Source organism: Morganella sp. TYF_1, from assembly GCF_043105645.1.
GTDB classification, from domain to species: domain Bacteria; phylum Pseudomonadota; class Gammaproteobacteria; order Enterobacterales; family Enterobacteriaceae; genus Morganella; species Morganella morganii_B.
Map to the genome: position 1 here is coordinate 116,311 of NZ_JBICLU010000012.1, position 19,872 is coordinate 136,182.

General features: G+C 52.3%; 18 protein-coding genes. 8 read left to right on the forward strand and 10 right to left on the reverse strand.

Features of this window, described 5'->3' with window-relative positions; genetic code table 11:
* Positions 1-267: 267 nt before the first annotated feature.
* Genes ACF8OF_RS04695 through ACF8OF_RS04720 form a run of 6 tightly spaced genes read left to right on the forward strand, consistent with a single transcriptional unit; the run spans position 268 to position 4,801 of the window.
* Complete coding sequence (locus ACF8OF_RS04695; protein ID WP_262861561.1) at positions 268-855, forward strand: TerD family protein; 588 nt, start codon at positions 268-270, stop codon at positions 853-855.
* The gene (locus ACF8OF_RS04700) at positions 855-2,012 is read left to right on the forward strand and encodes a TerD family protein (protein WP_262862558.1); all 1,158 of its coding nucleotides are present in this window, start codon (positions 855-857) and stop codon (positions 2,010-2,012) included. The genes ACF8OF_RS04695 and ACF8OF_RS04700 overlap by 1 nt, the downstream gene beginning before the upstream one ends.
* 19 nt (positions 2,013-2,031) lie before the next feature.
* Positions 2,032-2,487, forward strand: a complete 456-nt coding sequence (locus ACF8OF_RS04705; RefSeq protein ID WP_025153947.1) for a tellurite resistance TerB family protein — start codon at positions 2,032-2,034, stop codon at positions 2,485-2,487.
* Positions 2,488-2,509: 22 nt separating this feature from the next.
* Entirely contained in the window at positions 2,510-3,544 is a 1,035-nt protein-coding gene (locus tag ACF8OF_RS04710) for a TerC/Alx family metal homeostasis membrane protein (RefSeq protein WP_392495883.1), read from the forward strand.
* Between the two features lie 42 nt (positions 3,545-3,586).
* Positions 3,587-4,165: a TerD family protein gene (locus ACF8OF_RS04715; RefSeq protein WP_004238854.1), complete on the forward strand. Its 579-nt coding sequence runs from the start codon at positions 3,587-3,589 to the stop codon at positions 4,163-4,165.
* Positions 4,166-4,225: 60 nt separating this feature from the next.
* The gene (locus tag ACF8OF_RS04720; protein ID WP_262861559.1) at positions 4,226-4,801 is read left to right on the forward strand and encodes a TerD family protein; all 576 of its coding nucleotides are present in this window, start codon (positions 4,226-4,228) and stop codon (positions 4,799-4,801) included.
* 83 nt (positions 4,802-4,884) lie between these two features.
* Here ACF8OF_RS04720 and ggt read toward each other — a convergent pair whose 3' ends face one another.
* The 4 genes from ggt to ACF8OF_RS04740 form a co-directional block, all read right to left on the reverse strand.
* Positions 4,885-6,648, reverse strand: coding sequence for a gamma-glutamyltransferase (ggt, locus tag ACF8OF_RS04725; protein ID WP_262883058.1), 1,764 nt, complete (start codon positions 6,646-6,648; stop codon positions 4,885-4,887).
* 244 nt (positions 6,649-6,892) lie between these two features.
* A complete protein-coding gene (gene dtpB, locus ACF8OF_RS04730) occupies positions 6,893-8,362 on the reverse strand; it encodes a dipeptide/tripeptide permease DtpB (protein WP_392495884.1) in 1,470 nt (489 codons plus the stop codon).
* A gap of 409 nt (positions 8,363-8,771) precedes the next feature.
* The gene (hpaC, locus tag ACF8OF_RS04735) at positions 8,772-9,296 is read right to left on the reverse strand and encodes a 4-hydroxyphenylacetate 3-monooxygenase, reductase component (RefSeq protein WP_392495885.1); all 525 of its coding nucleotides are present in this window, start codon (positions 9,294-9,296) and stop codon (positions 8,772-8,774) included.
* Between the two features lie 148 nt (positions 9,297-9,444).
* Positions 9,445-10,917 (reverse strand): NAD-dependent succinate-semialdehyde dehydrogenase, encoded by a 1,473-nt coding sequence (locus ACF8OF_RS04740; protein ID WP_392495886.1) that lies wholly within the window; start codon positions 10,915-10,917, stop codon positions 9,445-9,447.
* A gap of 238 nt (positions 10,918-11,155) precedes the next feature.
* On the opposite strand from ACF8OF_RS04740, the gene hpaR reads away from it, so the two are divergent.
* A complete protein-coding gene (gene hpaR, locus ACF8OF_RS04745; RefSeq protein WP_032097842.1) occupies positions 11,156-11,587 on the forward strand; it encodes a homoprotocatechuate degradation operon regulator HpaR in 432 nt (143 codons plus the stop codon).
* Between the two features lie 42 nt (positions 11,588-11,629).
* Here hpaR and ACF8OF_RS04750 read toward each other — a convergent pair whose 3' ends face one another.
* A complete protein-coding gene (locus tag ACF8OF_RS04750; RefSeq protein WP_262861556.1) occupies positions 11,630-13,630 on the reverse strand; it encodes a choline BCCT transporter BetT in 2,001 nt (666 codons plus the stop codon).
* Between the two features lie 429 nt (positions 13,631-14,059).
* Positions 14,060-14,494 (reverse strand): hypothetical protein, encoded by a 435-nt coding sequence (locus ACF8OF_RS04755; RefSeq protein ID WP_392495887.1) that lies wholly within the window; start codon positions 14,492-14,494, stop codon positions 14,060-14,062.
* A gap of 311 nt (positions 14,495-14,805) precedes the next feature.
* Between ACF8OF_RS04755 and ACF8OF_RS04760 the strand changes: the two genes are divergently transcribed.
* Complete coding sequence (locus ACF8OF_RS04760) at positions 14,806-15,483, forward strand: DUF421 domain-containing protein (protein WP_262861554.1); 678 nt, start codon at positions 14,806-14,808, stop codon at positions 15,481-15,483.
* 2 nt (positions 15,484-15,485) lie between these two features.
* Here the strand turns inward: ACF8OF_RS04760 and ACF8OF_RS04765 are convergent, their stop codons facing one another.
* The 4 genes from ACF8OF_RS04765 to ACF8OF_RS04780 form a co-directional block, all read right to left on the reverse strand.
* Positions 15,486-16,241, reverse strand: a complete 756-nt coding sequence (locus ACF8OF_RS04765; RefSeq protein ID WP_279799165.1) for a DeoR/GlpR family DNA-binding transcription regulator — start codon at positions 16,239-16,241, stop codon at positions 15,486-15,488.
* Between the two features lie 43 nt (positions 16,242-16,284).
* Entirely contained in the window at positions 16,285-17,094 is an 810-nt protein-coding gene (locus tag ACF8OF_RS04770; RefSeq protein ID WP_392495888.1) for a Cof-type HAD-IIB family hydrolase, read from the reverse strand.
* Positions 17,095-17,137: 43 nt separating this feature from the next.
* Positions 17,138-17,980, reverse strand: coding sequence for a histidine biosynthesis protein (locus ACF8OF_RS04775; protein ID WP_392495889.1), 843 nt, complete (start codon positions 17,978-17,980; stop codon positions 17,138-17,140).
* A 123-nt stretch (positions 17,981-18,103) separates the two neighbouring features.
* Positions 18,104-19,678 carry a PTS sugar transporter gene (locus ACF8OF_RS04780; protein WP_279799170.1) on the reverse strand — a complete coding sequence of 525 codons (1,575 nt, stop codon included), beginning with the start codon at positions 19,676-19,678 and terminating at the stop codon, positions 18,104-18,106.
* Positions 19,679-19,872: the final 194 nt, after the last annotated feature.

Sequence of the window (19,872 nt, forward strand, 5' to 3'; positions counted from 1 at the left end):
CGATAGATTAGTAGCGAGTTTATTTAGGATTAATAAACATGTCAATCATATTATGATTATGTTTAAATTGACAATATGCTGACAAAATCTGACATTGTCTATAATTTTCAATATCATTATTTTCATATTAACTATATGTTTATATTGCATTATTAATTTAGTGTGAAATATATCTTGCCAAAGAACTCCGTCATGATATGATTTTTTAAAATTCATTATCACCAGTATCTGTTGCCGGGTTTTATCTCCCGTTTAAGGAATGAAAATATGGTTTCATTGACGAAGAATCAGACGGTATCTCTCAGCAAGGCATCTGCTGCATTAAATCAGCTGCATTTCGGTCTCGGCTGGGATCCTGTTCAGAAAAAGAAAGGTTTTCTCGGTTCGCTGTTCGGCGGCGGTAACGATTCCATTGATCTGGATGCCAGCTGTATCCTGCTGGATAAAAACGGTCGTATTCTCGACACCATCTGGTTCCGTAAACTGAAATCAGATTGTCAATCCGTGATCCACGAAGGGGATAACCTGACCGGCGAAGGTGACGGTGATGATGAAGTGATCCGTGTGGATCTGAACCGTCTGCCGCAGAATACCGAATATCTGGCCTTTACGGTGAACAGCTTCCGTGGTCAGACATTTAACGATGTGGAAAATGCCTTCTGCCGTGTGCTGGATCAGAGTGGTAAAGAGCTGGTGCGTTATCAGCTGAATGAACAGGGCTCACACACCGGTATCGTGATCGCCTCCCTGTGCCGCAGCGGCGGTGAGTGGAACTTTACCGCACACGGTGCTGCATGCCGTGGCCGCACGATTGACGACATGTCTGCTGACATCGTCAGTACGGTGGTGCGCTGATGAACATGACGCCCGGGGCGAATGCGCCTGTACCGCTGAAAACACTGCGGGTGACGGTGCTGTCCGGTGCGGCGGCGGATGCCTCTGCGTTCCGTCTGTATGCTGACGGCAAAGTGCAGGGCGATCCGGACATGGTCTTCTACGGCCAGCCGCAGAATGATGACAACACTATCAGCTGGCAGCAGAACGGCAATAATACCGTCTTTACGGTGGATGTCAGCCGTCTGCGTCAGGATGTGCAGAAAGTCGCGTTTGTGGTTACCTGTGACGGCGGACAGACTGTTGCCGGTCTGCGCAGCCTGGAAGTTCAGGTTGAGGCAGATCACGAAAAACGGCTCAGCGGCATTGTGGATACCGCCGGTCGTCAGGAAGCGGCACTGATCCTCGGTGAACTGTACCGCCGTAATAATGAGTGGAAATTCCGTTTTGTTGCCCAGGGTTTTAACGGCGGACTGAAACCGCTGGCGGAACACTTCGGGGTGGATGTGGCGGCAGAGTCCGCACCGGCACCGGCCCCCAAGCCGGCAGAAAGCAAAATCAGTTTAAGCAAGATATCGCTGAGCAAAGAAAAGCCGTCAATCAGTCTGAGCAAGCGGGATAACTTCGGTGAAATCCGCATTAATCTGAACTGGCACCGGGATGCTCAGAACAGCCGTTCCGGGGGCTTTCTCAGTAATGTGTTCGGTGGCGGTAACAAAGGGATTGACCTGGATCTGGGCGCATTTGTTGAATTACAAAACGGTCAGAAATCGGTGATTCAGGCGCTGGGTAATGCGTTTGGCGATTACCGGCGCGAACCGTTTATTCAGTTGCAGGGCGATGATCGCACCGGCGCGGTTTCAGAAGGTGAGTGGCTGCATATCAACGGCGGCGAGTGGAAACATATCCGTCAGATCCTCATCTACGCCTTTATTTATCAGGGCGTACCGAGCTGGGACAAAACCGATGGCGTGGTGACGGTCTTTGTACCGGAGCAGCCGCCGGTGGAAACCCGGCTGACAGAAGGGGACGACCGCCGCACCATGTGCGCGATTGCCCGGCTGGTCAATGAGAACGGGGCGATAACAGTCGAACGTCTTAACCGTTTCTTTAAAAATCAAAGCGATATGGATGAAGCATTCGGGTGGGGTTTCCGCTGGAAAGCCGGTTCGAAATAATTTAAGTGAGGATACAGCAATGAGTATACTTAACCGGGTCAAAAATGCGTTTAATTCAGGCCGTGAAGAGCTGACAAAACAGGTCAGCCGTTTCAGAAACCGTAAGTTTATGGAAGGCACAATCGCTGTCTGTGCCCGTATCGCGGTTTCCAGTGACGGGGTCAGCGCGGAAGAAAAACAGAAAATGATCGGTTTTCTGAAATCCTCTGAAGAGCTGAAAGTCTTTGAGACCGAAGAAGTGATTACATTTTTCAACAAACTGGTCACCAGTTTCGATTTCGACATGGAAATCGGCAAAGGTGAAACCATGAAATATATCCTGGCGCTGAAGGATCAGCCGGAAGCAGCGCAGTTAGCGGTGCGTGTCGGGATTGCAGTCGCGAAGAGTGACGGTAACTTCGATCAGGATGAGCAGAAAGCAGTAAAAGAGATCGCCGCTGCCCTGGGGTTTGACCCGGCAGAATTCGGTCTCTGATTTTTATACCTAAGGGTTAATTATGGAATCAACACATATCGGTTTTCCGATGGAAACAGTCACCGTTTTCGTCGTCCTCGCAATCGGTGCGATTTTTATTGATTTGTTTATGCACCGGGGCGATAAGCCGGTTTCACTGAAAAATGCGGCAATCTGGTCTGTTTTCTGGGTTGCTGTGGCAATGGGTTTTGCCGGATTTCTCTATATCCACCACGGTTCAGAGGTTGCGAGCCTGTTCGTCACCGGTTATGCGCTTGAGAAAGTGCTGTCGGTCGATAACCTGTTCGTGATGATGGCGATTTTCTCCTGGTTTTCGGTTCCGGATCGTTTCCGTCACCGTGTGCTGTACTGGGGGATTATCGGAGCTATCGTTTTCCGCGGGATTTTCGTGGCGATAGGGACCGGTCTGCTGAGCCTGGGGCCGTATGTGGAAGTCATTTTCTCCCTGATCGTTGCATGGACCGCTGTCATGATGCTGCGGAACCGCGAAGAGCAGGATGAAATAGAAGATTACTCACAGCACATTGCTTACCGGATGGTGAAAAAACTGTTCCCGATCTGGCCGAAGCTGAGCGGACACGCTTTCCTGCTGACGCAGAAAGAAGTGGATGCCGAACTGGCAAAACCGGAGAACAAAGACGTCACTATCGGGCGCGGTAAAAAAGCCGCTCTGTATGCCACGCCGCTGATGCTGTGTGTGGCGGTGGTGGAACTGTCCGATGTGATGTTTGCGTTTGACTCCGTACCGGCGATTATCGCGGTGAGCCGTGAGCCGCTGATTGTTTACAGCGCCATGATGTTCGCGATCCTCGGCCTGCGTACCCTGTATTTTGTCCTGGAAGCACTGAAGCAGTATCTGGTTCACCTGGAAAAAGCGGTTATTGCGCTGCTGTTCTTTATCGCGGTGAAACTGGGTCTGAATGCGACAGACAGCCTCTGGGGTCACGGATTACATATTTCGGCCACCAGCAGCCTGTTCGTGGTGCTCGGGGTTCTGGCACTGGGTATTATCGCCAGCTTTGTTTTTCCGGAAAAAACGGAAAGTGCGGATAAGTAATTATCCGCCACCCGTCACTGATTTAACTAAGGAGTAAGTGAAATGAGCGTTTCTCTTTCTAAAGGTGGTAACGTGTCGCTGAGCAAAACAGCCCCTTCAATGAAAAACGTCCTGATTGGCTTAGGCTGGGATGTTCGTTCCACAGATGGTCAGGATTTTGACCTTGATGCCTCTGCCTTTCTGCTGACCGCCGCCGGTAAAGTGCGTGGTGATGCAGACTTTATTTTCTATAACAACCTGCGTTCATCTGACGGTTCAGTCACCCATACCGGCGACAACCGCACCGGCCAGGGCGATGGTGATGATGAATCCCTGATCATCAAACTGGATATGATTCCGGCGGAGATCGACAAAATTGTCTTTGTGGTCACTATCCATGACGCGCAGACCCGCCGTCAGAGCTTCGGCCAGGTATCCGGTGCCTTTATCCGCCTGGTCAATGATGACACCAATACTGAAATCGCCCGTTATGATCTGACCGAAGATGCCTCTACCGAAACCGCGATGCTGTTTGGTGAACTCTACCGTCACGGTGCTGAGTGGAAATTCCGTGCTGTCGGCCAGGGCTATGCCGGTGGTCTGTCATCGGTCTGTGCGCAGTACGGTATCAACGCATCCTGATTATTTTTTTCAGCGGGCTGATAACCAGCCCTCTTTATAATCCGCAGCAGGAGTCCGAAAATGGCAGTTTCTCTTACAAAAGGTGGTAACGTCTCCCTGACCAAAGAAGCCCCGTCAATGAGCGTGGCAATGGTTGGTCTGGGCTGGGATGCGCGTGTGACTGATGGTCAGGATTTTGACCTCGACGCATCGGTATTTATGGTGGGTGACGACGGAAAAGTATTATCCGACAGCCATTTCATCTTCTTTAATAACAAAACCAGCCCGTGCGGCGCGGTGGAACACCAGGGCGACAACCGCACCGGTGAAGGCGACGGTGATGATGAGCAGGTGAAAATCAGCCTGAACACCCTTCCGGCGGATGTGAAAAAACTGGTTTTCTCCGTCACGATTTATGATGCGGAAGCTCGTAAACAGAACTTCGGTATGGTCAGCAACAGCTTCATCCGTATCTGTAACAATGATAACGGCAGTGAAATTGCCCGTTTCGACCTGTCTGAAGATGCATCAACAGAAACCGCGATGGTCTTCGGTGAATTATACCGTCACGGCGCAGAGTGGAAATTCAAAGCCGTCGGCCAGGGCTTTGCCGGTGGTCTGTCTGCATTAGCGTCTCAGCACGGTGTTAATATTTAATTATTGATATCAGCGGGTTGCCATAAAAAATGCCCTGTCCGTGACGGACAGGGCATGCTGCGTTTACAAATCCGGCCGGGAGATTATTCGACTCCTGCTGCCTCCCCGGCCGGGCGGCGCACATCGTTAGCACCATACAGATAACCTTCCCGCACCTTACCGGACACGGCGGCATCATTGCCGGAAGAGTCCGCACTGACCCCGGCGGCACCCGGTAACCCCACCATAATCAGCTCGGCGGCACCCCACGGTGTCTGCTCAACCATCTTATAACCCATTTTATCCAGCAGATTCAGTGAGTCTTTTGATACACCACGCTGCTCGTAATACACCTCATCCGGCAGCCACTGATGGTGGATACGCGGCGCATTCACAGCTTCCTGCGGTGCCATGCCGTGATCGATAATATTCAGCGCGGTCTGCAGGGTGATAGAGATGATCCGTGAGCCGCCCGGCGAGCCAAGCACCAGGAAAATCTTACCGTCTTTGGTAACAATGGTCGGGCTCATGGAAGAAAGCGGACGTTTGCCCGGGGCAATCGCGTTGCGCTCACCCTGAACCAGGCCGTACATATTCTTCTCGCCGATTTTGGTGGTGAAATCATCCATTTCATCATTGAGGAAGAAACCGGTGCCCGGCGGGATCACCACCGCACCGAAACGGCCGTTGATGGTATAGGTGGTGGAAACCGCATTGCCTTTGTTATCCACCACGGAATAGTGTGTGGTTTCCGGTTTTTCATGCGGACCGGTGCCCGGTTGCACCTGAGTTGACGGTGTGGCTTTGCCCGGAATGATTTCTTTGCGCAGTTCTTCCGCATAGGCTTTGCTGGTCAGCTTTTCGGTCGGATTTTTCACAAACGCCGGGTCACCGAGGAAGGTGTTGCGATCCATATAAGAATGGCGCATCGCCTCTGTCAGAGTGTGGATATAATCCGCCGAGTTAAAGCCCATTGCTTTCAGATCATAACCTTCCAGAATATTCAGGGTCTGGCAGATAGTCACGCCACCGGAGCTCGGCGGCGGGGCGGATATAAACTCATAACCGCGATAGGTACAGGTGACCGGTGCAACCTCAGAAATGGTGTAATCCGCGAAATCCTTGGCTGTCAGCTTACCGCCGCCTGCCTGAGCGGCTTTTTCCACGATTTGCGGGATGTCACCTTCATAAAAGGCGGAAGGGCCTTCTTTGGCGATACGCTCCAGGGTATTGGCCAGATCGGTCTGAATCAGGCGGTCGCCGGGCTGAAATGCGGAGCCGTCAGGTTTAAGGAAAATCCGCGCAGCTTCCGGATCCTGCTTAAAGCGGGCGGTGGTGGTGTCCAGCACATCGGTATCCGCGCGGGTCAGGATAAAACCGTCACGGGCCAGTTTTATCGCCGGTGCCATCACCTGTTCCCGCGTCATGGTGCCGTATTTTTCCAGGGCATAATCCAGCCCTTTTACCGTTCCCGGCACCCCGGCGGCGAGGTAGCCGTACAGGCTGGCATCTTTGATCAGATTACCGTCTTTATCGAGATACATATCCGCAGAGGCAGATGCCGGGGCAGTCTCACGGAAATTGATGAAAATATTTTTACCGTCTGCCAGATGCAGGGTCATAAAACCGCCACCGCCGATATTACCGCAGCAGGGATTCACCACCGCCTGGGCGTAGCCGACAGCCACCGCCGCATCCACCGCGTTACCGCCGGATTTCAGAATATCAGCCCCGGCCTGTGATGCCAGATGCTGGGAAGAGACCACCATCCCGTTGCGGGCTTCAGCGGCGGGTTCGGAAGCAGCATACAATTGCGGGGAAAGCAGCAGAGAGAGCAAAAGAACAGGTGTTCGCCATGGGGTTATCATTATTATCTCCGTTGATCGTGCAGGGTTTTGTATGATGAAGTGATTGACTATTTGTTAATTAATAGTTAATTAACGTATAGCAGGGATACCAATATTTGAGAAATGGCGTGCGGGAAAATGTGAAACCGGGCAGAAAAGCAGAGCGGGGAGGTAATAAAAAACCCGGATAGCCCGGGTTATGCACAACAGCGTGTCATTACGCAAACGAGACGGTAAACCGGTGCCGCAGCACCGGTTAACACAATCAGGCTGTTTTTTCTTCTTTCATGATTTTGTTCAGTTTCGGTACGATAGCCCACATAATCAGGCCGGCAACTGCCGTTGCAATACCGATTTTACCAAACACATCAGTGTAGATACCGAGAGTCTGAAGCGGATCAGTCACGCCTTCCGGCGGGGCGGTAAAGGTCGCCACGTAACCGCCCAGCAGTGTTGCCATCGCCTGAGTCAGGAACCACATCCCGAGAATAAAGCCCATCAGGTACTGCGGAACGAACGCAGCCACCATTGCCAGACCCAGCGCACTGATCATCAGTTCACCGACGGCCTGGAAGAAGTAAACCAGAACGATAAACCACGGTGAGGTCAGACCGGAGGCATCCGCAAACCACATACCGGAAGCGGCAGCGGTCAGGAAACCGGCAGAGCAGCAGAACATACCGATGGTGAATTTACCCGGCATGGAGAAATCTTTGCCGCGAGCGCCCATCCTGCTGTAGAAGTAAGCCAGAACCGGGCTCAGTACGATGATCCAGAACGGATTCAGTGCCTGGAAGCTGACCGGATGCACATCGATACCCATAATGGTGTGATGCACGTTATAGATAGCGAAGAAGTTCAGTGAAGTCGGCATCTGGGCATACAGCACATAGAAGATAACCGCTTCCAGCATCAGAACAAATGCCACATACATCTTGTTCCGCTCAACGCCTTTCAGTTTGAACGCTTCGCGGAAGAAGAAAAAGATAACCACAGCGGTAACGGCGAGTAACACATAGTTGGCAATGATAACGTTATGCAGTAACCATGCGCACAGGAAGACGGTTGCCACACTACCGGCGAGAACCACCAGCAGGCTGCCGAATTTCATTGGTTTGTGATCCGGCTCGGAACCGATATTGCTCACCATTTTCTGGCAGAAAAGGAAGACCGCCAGGGCGATCAGCAGGCCGATACCACAGATATTATAGGTGACGGTATAGCTGTATTTGTCCGCGATAACCGGTGCCAGTGACAGGGAAATCAGGGAGCCGATGTTGATCGACATATAGAACAGGGTAAATGCCCCGTCCAGACGCGGGTCTTTCGGCGGATAGCATTTTGCCAGCAGGCTGGCCGGGTTGGCTTTGAATAAGCCGTTACCGACAGCAATAGTACCCAGTGCGTAGAAGATCAGATCCGGGTGCATGATAGACAGGCCGGTCATAAAATAACCGACAGCCATCACAATGGCTCCTAAGATGATGGTCCGTTTGGTCCCGAGGACGTGGTCACCGACGTAGCCCCCGATAGAGATCAGACCGTATACCAGCGCGGCGAATGCCCCGAAGGTGATGAATGCCTGTTCCTGACTGAATCCCAGTTTCTGAACGAAGTAGACGGCCAGGATGCCTTGCACACCGTAATAGCCGAAGCGTTCCCACAGCTCCACGATAAAAATCATGAAGAATGGCTTGGGTTGGTTAAACAAACCAACCTGCGCGGGTTTACTCATGGTTTAATGCCTCTTATTAATAATTATTCATCACGCAAAAGCCTTCCCGGCATCGCGGAGGCAAAGCTAAAAGATAAACTCTTGCGTAAGGTTGAGTGTTTGCGTATTTGTCAGGGTATTTGCCAAAGGGCTCAGACTAATATATTGCCTGCTGAGCATCTCAAAGGCAGATCACACTTACTGCAATAATTAATATCATAATTGAAATAAAATTCATTAGATTGACATCAATAATTAGTCTGCAATGGTTTTATTGATGGTGATTTAAGCGGATTGGCGGTTATTTATTCTGTTGTCAGGAGGGCGGCGGAATTAAATATGACAAACTGTAACAGATATTTTTCTGATGAATAACAATTCATTAACGCAATGTGTGTTAACGAATTGTTATGCTAAGAATGAAAGCGGATCAGGCAACAGCAGCAGCGGGGATATCACCGGTTTCGACAGTACGGAAATCGCGGCGGAAGTAAATCAGACCATGTCCTTTGTCGCGGACATCGATATTGCGGATCTCCGCCATAAAGATATTGTGTGTGCCGATTTCCTGCACCTGAGTGACCACACCTTCCAGACAGGCCAGAGAGCCATGCAGACAAGGTTGTCCCAGCGCTCCCGGCTGCCAGTGATCACCGGCAAAACGTGCATCCATACTCAGGCCGGTCATCCCGGCAAAATCACACGCCAGTGCCTGATGTTCATGGGTGAGCACATTGACGCACAGCCGACCGTTGGCTCTGAACACCTCACTGAGCGCACTGCTGCGGTTGATGCACACCAGCAGGGTCGGCGGCGTATCCGTGACAGAGCAGACCGCGGTGGCGGTCAGCCCGCCGCGCCCGGCGTCGCCGTCGGTGGTGACGATATTGACGGCAGCGGAGAGTGTCGCCATTGCGTCGCGGAACAACAGACGCTGTGAATTATCCAAAGACATACCAACTCCCGGTGGGATAAAAAATGTGACGCAATTGTTGCTTATTTGCGAATGATACGCAGTCTAATCATAGCCGGGGAAAAATACAAGGGAGAGTCAGAAAATGCGGCTGCCGGAAAGGACAGCCGCAGGCGGTGGTCAGCGGGGATTAACGGATCCCGCCGAAGCAGAGGTATTTGATTTCCAGATAGTCATCAATACCATGGCGGGAGCCTTCACGACCGAGGCCGGATTGCTTGATACCGCCGAACGGTGCCACTTCTGTGGAAATAATCCCTTCATTAATACCGACCATTCCGGCTTCCAGGGCTTCCGCCACGCGGTAGACCCGGCCGATATCGCGGGAGTAGAAATAAGCAGCGAGACCGAACTCACTGTTGTTTGCCGCGTGTATGGCCTCTTCTTCTTCCCGGAACCGTACCAGCGGTGCCAGCGGGCCGAAGGTTTCCTCGCGGGTCACCAGCATGTCCGATGTGACACCGGTCAGTACAGTCGGCTCAAAAAATAATCCGCCCTGTGCCGCCGGTTTACCGCCGCTGAGAACCGTTGCGCCTTTGCTGACCGCATCCGCGATATGCTCACTGACTTTGCGGATAGCAGCCTCATTAATCAGCGGGCCTTGCTGCGCTTTTTCGTCGGTGTACGGCGCGACATGCAGGGCACTGACAGCTTCCGCCAGTTTCGCGGCAAAGGCATCATACACACCGTCCTGCACATAGAGACGGTTGGCACAGACACAGGTTTGTCCGCTGTTGCGGAATTTGGCGGCCATGGCTCCGGCAACTGCTGCATCAAGATCGGCATCATCAAATACAATAAACGGTGCGTTACCGCCCAGTTCGAGAGACAGTTTTTTAACGGTCTCCGCACTTTGTGCCATCAGCAGCTTGCCGACACGGGTGGAGCCGGTAAAGGATATTTTGCGCACGACCGGGCTGGTGGTCAGTTCGCCGCCGATAGCCGCCGCATCAAGGCCGGTGACAACATTAAACACCCCGGCCGGTATACCGGCCTGTTCACCGAGTGCCGCCAGCGCCAGGGCGGAAAGCGGGGTTTCCGCTGCCGGTTTCAGCACCATGGTACAGCCTGCCGCCAGTGCCGGAGCGGCTTTGCGGGTGATCATGGCATTCGGGAAGTTCCACGGCGTGATAGCACCGACCACCCCGATCGGCTGGCGGATAGTGGCGATTCGCTGTCCGCTCTGTGTCGCCGGAATGGTTTCGCCGTACACGCGCTTGCCTTCTTCGGCAAACCATTCGATAAAGCTTGCACCGTAGGCGATTTCCCCGCGTGATTCCGCCAGCGGTTTGCCCTGCTCCAGGCTCAGGAGTTGTGCCAGTTCCTCCTGATTCTCCATAACAAGATCAAACCAGCGGCGCAGGATTTGCGCACGGGCTTTGGCGGTCAGGGCGCGCCAGCCCGGCAGGGCATTTTCGGCTGCGGCAATGGCAAGCTGAGTTTCGTGTGCGCCGAGGTCGCTGACGCGGGTGATCAGCCCGCCGGTGGCCGGGTTGGTCACATCAAACGTGGCCTTATCCTGTGCATCGGTCCACTGGCCATTGATATAGCCGCCGGTGCGCAGCAGGGAAAAGGAAGGATCGGTTAACGATGAGGTGAACATAGAGAGCTCCGTTGCGTTTTCTCAAAAAAGTGATGAGGGCACTGAGATATCAGCAGAAGACCATTGATTTATTGTTAATATAGCGTTAATAAAAGGAGAGTCCTTTGGGTCTTTATGACTGATATGCTTTTTATTCTAACAGAGGATGTCTGATTGCGCATTTTCCCGATAAAATGGCGCCTTTTTTTGATAACGTCGATGTTTATGATGTGAGTACATCGCGGAGAAATTACCCATTATGCATGAATCATTACTTATCGCCCTTTTGCAGGCCCGTGAAGTGGTCCTCGGCTACTTTCGCCCGACCCTGAAAGCACACCAGCTGACAGAGCAGCAGTGGCGGATTATCCGCATACTGGCTAAGACCCCGTCACTCGATTTTCATCTCCTGGCACAGAAAAGCTGTATTCTGCGTCCCAGCCTGACCGGCATTCTGACACGGATGGAAAAAGCGGGCATTATTCATCGTCTCAAGCCCCTCAGTGATCAGCGCAAACTCTATCTTTCCCTGACTGACGAAGGCACGGCACTGTATCACCGTGTGCAGGCGGAAGTGGAGACCGGCTATCAGGCGCTGGAATTACAGTTTACGCCGGAGAAGGTGCGCCAGCTCTATGCGTTGCTGGATGACCTGGTGGCACTGCCGCAGCGCGACAACGAAGAAGAATAAAAAAATGCCGCTCAGATGAGCGGCGTTTTTACAGTGACAGACTTACTTCTTGCCGAGCAGATGCAGGAAGTGAATATGTTTTTCATACTGGTCAAGGATGTCATGAATAATCTGCTCCTTGTTCCAGCCCATAATGTCATAATCCTGTCCGCCCTCTTTCAGATGGATTTCCGCGCGGTAATAGCGGTGCTCCTCATCTTTTTCCTCGTCGGTCATCCCGGAAAGGGCAAAGGACGGCTGATTGTAATAGCGCAGGCGGGTTTCATAGATAAAGTTCATATCATCCCCCAGATCGACCTCAAAGGTGATCCGGTCATCACGGCTGCGGTCGATACGGCTCGGGGTGCTCTGTTTTTCCAGCTCCTGTGACACCATCTCCATCGCCTCTGACACCACTTCATCAATAAAGCGTTTGACCAGCGAACGTTTCGGAAAATACCCGATATTACGCAGGCGTCGCTGCCACGGGATCGGATTGCGGCTGGCGGTCGGTGCAATGGTCGCCAGCTGCTGGCTGTCGCGCTTGTGCACATCAATCCGCAGGGCTTTGATCAGCCCGTAAATCGAGAACAGCAGCACAACCGCAAACGGCAGGGCACTGGCGATAGTCACGGTTTGCAGGGCGGATAATCCGCCGGCCAGCAGCAGCGTGATCGCTACCACGCCCATCAATCCGGCCCAGAAGATCCGCTGCCAGACCGGCGTGTGAGCATCCCCGCCGGAGGCCAGAGTGTCCACGACCATCGCGCCGGAGTCAGCAGAAGTGACGAAGAAGACAATCACCATCAGCATGGCAAAGAAAGAAAGCACCGTGGAGAACGGGAAATACTCGAGGAACTGGAACAGCGCCAGTGACACATCCTCTTTCACCACCGTGGCGAGTGCGGTTGCGCCCTGATTTTTGATCAGATCAATAGCGGTGTTACCGAAGAAGGTCATCCACAGCAGGGTAAAGCCCGCCGGGACAAACAACACACCGAAAACAAACTCACGGATGGTGCGCCCGCGTGAAATCCGCGCAATAAACATCCCGACAAACGGCGACCACGACAGCCACCAGCCCCAGTAAAGCAGGGTCCAGCCGCCCAGCCAGTCATCTGACTTCGGCTCATAGGCAAAGAGATTAAAAGTATTACTGACGATTTCAGAAAGATAACCGCCGGTGTTCTCAACAAAGGATTTCAGCAGCAGCACGGTCGGGCCTAACACACCAACCATAATCAGCAGCAGAACCGCCAGACCGAGGTTCAGCTCTGACAGAAAACGGATACCTTTATCCAGACCCGACACCACTGACAATGTTGCCAGTGAGGTGATGACCACAATCAGCACCACCTGAACGGTTTCTGTCTGCGGCAGGCCGAACAGATGATTCAGTCCGGCATTCACCTGTAACACACCGAAGCCGAGAGAGGTCGCGACCCCGAATACCGTACCGACCACGGCGAAAATATCCACCGCATGACCGGCTGCGCCGTAAATACGGTCACCGATAATCGGGTAGAGTGCGGAACGCAGTGTCAGCGGCAGGCCGTGGCGGTAACTGAAAAACGCAAGGATCAGCGCCACAACCGCGTAAATAGCCCAGGCGTGTAACCCCCAGTGGAAGAAGGTCAGGCGCATGGCCTCTTTTGCCGCTTCAACCGTTTCCGGTGTACCGACAGGCGGGGAAAGATAGTGCATCACCGGTTCGGCGACACCAAAGAACATCAGCCCGATCCCCATACCGGCGGAGAACAGCATGGCAAACCAGGAAATATAGCTGTACGCCGGACGGGCGTGGTCAGGGCCGAGTTTAATATCACCGAAACGGGACAGCCCCATAAAGGTGACGCTCAGTAAAATCAGGGCGACGGCGAGAATATAGAACCAGCTGGCATTTTTAAACAGGCTGGTCTGAAGGGCTTTAAGGTGTATGTCCGCCGTCTGGGGAAACAGGGCGGCAAAGCCGACAATCAGAAGAATAACCAGGGCCGAAATATAAAAAACCGGCGGATTAATCTTCATTTTTTTTGCGGATTGTTCAGTGTCCTGATGACTCATGAATTATTCCTTTTATCAGTTGCAGATAACGCCGGCAGTAAAAAGGGGAGAACTGCATCAAAGCGTCAGATTTTCCTTCTGAAAACGGTACGCGGCTGCGTAGCGGCAAATAGAAACCCCGGCAAAATAGTGTCAGCGGGAGATCAGAAAAAACGGAGATGAATACAGGCTAAACCTGCGGGAAAAATGCGGTGATATCAGATTTTATTACCCCGGTTGGTGAAAAAAAGAGGATTATAGTGCCAAAAATGTCACTCTGCGGCAAGTCGCGGGGTATTTTTGCGGGAAAGAGAGATATTTTTCGCTGTGAATTTTATTTACGGGAACCGGCAAACTATCTGAAATAACACAATAAAAAAGCCGGAAACAATCATTGTTTCCGGCTGGCGGCTGTTTTACGGATTGGTACGGGATATTACCTGTTCCGGTTTACTGAGCATCCGCAGATTTTCCGCTGACATCCTGTTTCAGCTCATCAATTTTTTTATCAGCAGCGGCTTTGGCGTCATCCGCTTTTTGTTTCAGCTCTGCGGCTTTTTCTTCCGCGGCTTTTTTGGCGTCTTCGCCTTTATCTTTGGCGTCAGCCAGCAGGGCATCGGCTTCTTTTTTCAGTTCATCCGCTTTGGCATCGGCACTGTCACGGATTTCTGCCGCTTTCTCTTTCGCGTCAGCCATCACCGCACCGGCTTTTTCTTTGGCATCCTGCTTTATTTCATCCGCTTTCTGCTCTGCTGCGTCTTTAATCTGCGCGGCACCTTCCTGTGCTTTCTGCGCGGCAGGATCTGTTTTGCTGCTGTCGTCACAGCCGGTGGCCAGTGCGAATACCCCTGCAAGGATGAGTGAACTTAATAATGCTTTCTTCATGATTAACTCCTCTTCAGCAATACTGAGTAAAATAACCGGATAACATCGTGTCCGTGATTATTGATTATATAATAAAATCAGGCAGTCTGCTGACAGATATAATTTTCTGTCAGGGTTATCCCTTTCAGCATAGAATAATGAAGCGCCGGTTGTATAGCACCGGGGGAAATTTATCAGTAACGTCCTAAAATAATATCCCGCAGTATAACAATATCCGGTAATATCAATACAGAACGTGGTTTTATACGCGTAACACAGTAATGTGTTTTATTTCAGTTGGTTATCGTCATTTGTCAGTGTAAGGAAATACCATGACATATTATCTTCTGGTTATCGTCAAATTTATCATCGGTTTTGTTATTGTGTTAACGCACATGAATATCTCAGGGAAAACCCAATTATCACAAATGACACCGGTTGATTTTATCGGCAACTTTGTACTGGGCGGCATTATCGGCGGGGTTATTTACAGTGATACCATTCCGCTGACGCAATATATTATTATTCTGCTGATGGGCGTGAGTTTTATCAGCATAATCAATTGGGTCAGCAAACATATCAGTGTATTGCGGGCGGTGACTATCGGTAACCCTATCCCCATTATTAAAAACGGGGCGTTTATCATGGACAGCATTCATGAGAAGCGCAATAAAATCGATATTCTGAATATCACCTCCCGCATGCATGCACAGGGGATCTATTCATACCGTGATGTGTACTATGCGCAGATAGAGCCGGACGGTCAGCTGACGGTGATTTGTGACCAGTCACAGATGCCGTCAGTCATCGTGATGAAAGACGGCGTGCCGCGTAAACATGAGCTGGAACAGATTGGTCATGATGAGGCGTGGCTGACAGACTGCCTGAAACAGCAGGGCATTGATGATCCTGAGACCGTGTTCCTGGCGGAGTTTTATAACGGCAGCCTCAATGTGGTGATGAAAGACGGGCGAATGACCGGCCATCACCGTGAACCATCACAGCCGTAAGGTTATGGCACGATAACCACTTTTTCCGGGTATTTTTCACGGAATTCGTGTGCTTTTTGCCATTTATCGTCACAGATAATTTTGTCGATAACGGCAATTTCCGCGATCTTTAAAATCCCCTGCTGGCCGAATTTGCTGGAGTCGGCCAGGATGACTTTCTGTTTACTTTTTTCCAGCATTTTCCGTGCGATCATGCCTTCTTCGACACTTTTGACCAGAATACCTTCATCACGCACGCCGCCTGCGCCGACAAAGGCAAAGTCGGCATAAATATGATCGATTTCATGCAGGGTTTTCGCGCCGAGATTGGCCCGGAATTCATGGCTGTATTCACCGCCCAGCACATACACTTTTGCCAGCGGGTTCTGCGAGGCGATTTTATCCGCGATAAGGGCGGAATTGGTAAAAACGGTAAATGCAATCGCCGGTAACTGCGCGGAAAACAGCAGGGTTGTCGAACAGGAATCGATATACAGTGTGTCATGCTCGGAAATCAGCCCGGCAGCATAGCGCGCGAGGGTCATTTTTTCCTCACGGTTCAGTTCCAGCCGCTGTTCGAAGCTGCCTTCGCTGACACTCTTTTTCTTCATCGCCCCGCCGTGAATTTTAATGATCTCACCTTCTTTCTCCAGAATGGAGAGGTCACGGCGGATCGTCTCAGAGGTGACATTCAGCGTATCAGCAAGATCCTGCACACTGACCTCGCCTTTCTGATTCAGCAGATCGAGGATATATTCCTTTCTTTTTATCGGATTCATGACCGTTCTCATCACACTCGTAAACATGAACAATATTAGCGCATTATGCACCGTTGCGAAATGCCGCCCTGTAATGCTGAAGTGCGGCAGCAACGCCATCTTCCCGGCAGTCAGCGGTAATGTATCCGGCGGCCTGCTTCAGTGCCGGTACGGCATTGCCCATTGCCACACGCAGATCCGCAGCGGCAAATAAAGAGAGATCATTTTCCTGATCGCCGATGGCCATGATGGTTCCCGGCCGCAGAATACCGCACTCCGCCAGTATTTTCAGGGTACGTCCTTTGCTGACGGATGCCGGAACCAGTTCAAAATAGTGCTGGTCGGTAAAGAACGCGCTGATCTCCGCCGGTAATTGCGGGCGAAGGTTTTCAGCCCGTTGCCGCAGGGATACCGTTTCCCCGCACAGGGTGATTTTAATGATATCTGTCCGGCTGAAAATATCGTCTGTCGCAAGCGTTTGTATTGGCAGGCCGAATAATTCAGCTTCATGAATGGTGTATTCTGATATTTCCCCCGGCGGACAGAGCAGTTCATCCTCACCGAAGGCATGCCAGCCGGTGGTGAGCAGGTGCTGCAGTGCGGTTAACGCAGCCGGAGAGAGGGCAGTCCGGCTCAGAACAGCTTGTGTGCGGCAGTCATAAATCACCGCACCGTTACAGGCACCGATAGCCCGGAGTACCGGAAGCAGCCCGGCGCTGTCCGTCAGAGACAAAATTGCCCGCAGCGGGCGGGCAGAGCAGATCACAATATCTGTTTCCGGCGGCAGTGCCAGCAGCGCCCGGCGGTTGCCCTCTGAAATACGGTTATCCGGATGTAAAAGTGTGCCGTCGAGATCGATAGCCAGTGTGGTCATAAAAAGCCTCAGCGGGAGCGGTGCCCCCGCATTGGAAATACCATCAGTTATGATGAATAAAGGATTGGGTGACCTGCGCGGCTGCCTGACACACCACGTTATCAATTGCGGTGCCGACCACCAGAATATTCACCCCGGTTTCTTTAAACGCTTTGGCATTGGCGACGTTAATACCGCCTTCCGCCAGCGTCGGGACACTGACCGCACCGACCAACGCTTTCAGCCGGGCTTTAATCTGCTCCGGAATTTCACCCGCAGCCACACCCTCGTAGCTCATACCGGTCATCAGGCCGATCATATCCACGCCGATGGCTTCCATTTTCTTCGCCACTTCCGCGACCTCTTCCGGGGTTTCTGCCGGGATACCAAAGGTGTGCAGATCGTCAGGGTGACCAATGTAAGCATCCACGGTCAGGCCGAAGCGGTGCGCAAGATTGACAATATCAGCCAGATCGTCAAAGGTGGATTTATGGGTGTGCAGGCCGTCCGCCCCGGCGCGGGCAATCTGCAAAATATCCTCTTCTGTTACCGGCACCGGGATGGTTTCGGTGAATCCGCCGGCGATCCCGACCGTAATAAAGACATCATCCGGGATCACATTGCGGATACCGTTGACGGCTTCCGCCATCTGCGCGGTGGAGATCTCATGGCGGATCTGCTCGGCGGCGTGCATGTTATTCACGCCACGATGTCCGCGTGCCAGCGCCAGCGCCGGATGGTTCGGCTCCAGCATTTTGACCCCGGCATCACACACTGCTTTCGCCAGTCGCGCATCATCACCGGTGATACCCGTGCTGAGCAGAGTCTGCCCGTTGTGCAGCGCAATAGCATTTCTGACTTTTGCCATGGCCTGTTCACGTTTTTTATTCATATCACCTATAAACATATCAACCTCTTATTACTTTTTTTGTGTTTTTGTATGACGGCACCCGAAGATGCCGTTTTCATAAAGCCCTGGTGTTGGCGTGTGATATTTTTCACACTTATTATTTGCTGTGTTGTCTTTGCATCAGCCTGCAGCTTTCACGGTTGTCACGGCACTGAAACGGTTGGCGATGACAGTAATGGCGCAGGTTAAAACCAGAATCACGGTCATGGTCAGCGCCATGTAAAGTGCGTTACTGGATAAGAACGGAGAGGCAAACGCCGGTACATACGCCACCCCTTTGACATTAAACATGCCGAGCATCATGCCGCCGATCCCGGCGGAGAGAATGGCACCGCCGAACACGATTTTGTTGGCAAACATGAAGGGATACGCTGATTCCACAAAGGTACCGAATCCCAGATTGATAAGCAGTCCCGGGGCGGCGACAGCGGCCTCACTGCGTTCACGCGGGGCAATGACGTTTGCCAGGTTAATCCCTGCTGCCACCATCACCAGCCCGACCATATCCACCGCGCCGAGGAAGCTGACACCGGTTTTTTCCATCTCAAGCAGCACCAGCGGCAGGATCACCGCGTGATACACACCGCCGAGGATCGCAGGCCAGATAACCAGACCCGCCAGCAGACCTGCCAGAACCGGGCTGAAGGCGAGGGTGCTTTCCAGCGCCAGTTTGATGTAGTTACCGGCCAGCAGCGCCAGCGGGCTGAGGAAGTAGAACATGATAAGACCGGCAGCCAGACCGGAAATCCCGCCTGCCACGATGTTGACGGTGGTCATCGGGAACTTCCAGCTGATGCACAGGGCAAACAGGTAACGGACAAAAATACCCGCCATAATCCCGCCTGCGATCCCGCCGATCAGCCCCCCCTCGACCGAGAGCACCCCGGCGACGACCCCGGAAACAATAGAGACCTCATCCAGTTCGGAAACCTGTTTGGCGGCTATCACCGCCACAATCACCGGCAGCCCTTTGAGCAGGAGCTGGAAAATGGCATCCAGGCTTTCCAGCCCCGGGATATGACTCAGCGCCAGCACAATCGCCATGGCAATAAAGCCGGGCAGGGCGGGGATCATAATGCCGCGGATATTCATCCGCTTAAGCAGGCTCTTATCAGACGGCCCGCCGGTGCTGCCTGCACTGCCCAGAACCGGACGGAATTTAATCCCCCAGTGTTTGCACAGCGAGGAGATAAATGAAATCGCCCGGGTTCTGCTGGTGGTACCGGTGGTACCGGAGGTGGCAATCACATTGGCACCGGCAGCGGCGATATGGGCCATCGAGGTACCGCCGGTACCGGCGATCGGCACTTTCTTTTCTGCCGCGGCCTGAAGTGCCAGGCGGTTGGCGTTGTGCGGATCGCCGCTCATAATAATGATGCCGTCGATATCACCCTGTTCTATCAGCCGGGCAATCTGTTCATCACTGCTGCGTACCGCGTCATTCACTTCCGCCAGAGTGCCGGAGAAGGTAACGGCAGGCACGGCATCGGCGTCTGTCAGGGTGTAGACCGCAGCGGCGGTAGAGGGTTTGGCAACATCCATCGACGCCTGTGCTGCAATAAACTGCACTGCGGCAACAGACACACCGGCGGACTGACATTGCGTGTAGATCTCGCTCAGAAGTTTTTCAGGATCTGCACCACCGAGGTTGTACAGGTTCCCGCCACTACTGCCCAGTATGACAATTTTTTTCATAATCGGACCTCAGGGGGTTCAGGGTAAGTAACGACTTATTGTTGTTTTTTGTTGATATTGCGTTGGATAACAACGTAAATCAACACATTAAAATAGGATGCATTGTTTATGAAATAATCACTGAATTGATTCAACTCGGGGAAAATAGTGATGATATGTCCATTTGTTAGTGTGATTAGCTGGTTTTTTGGTAA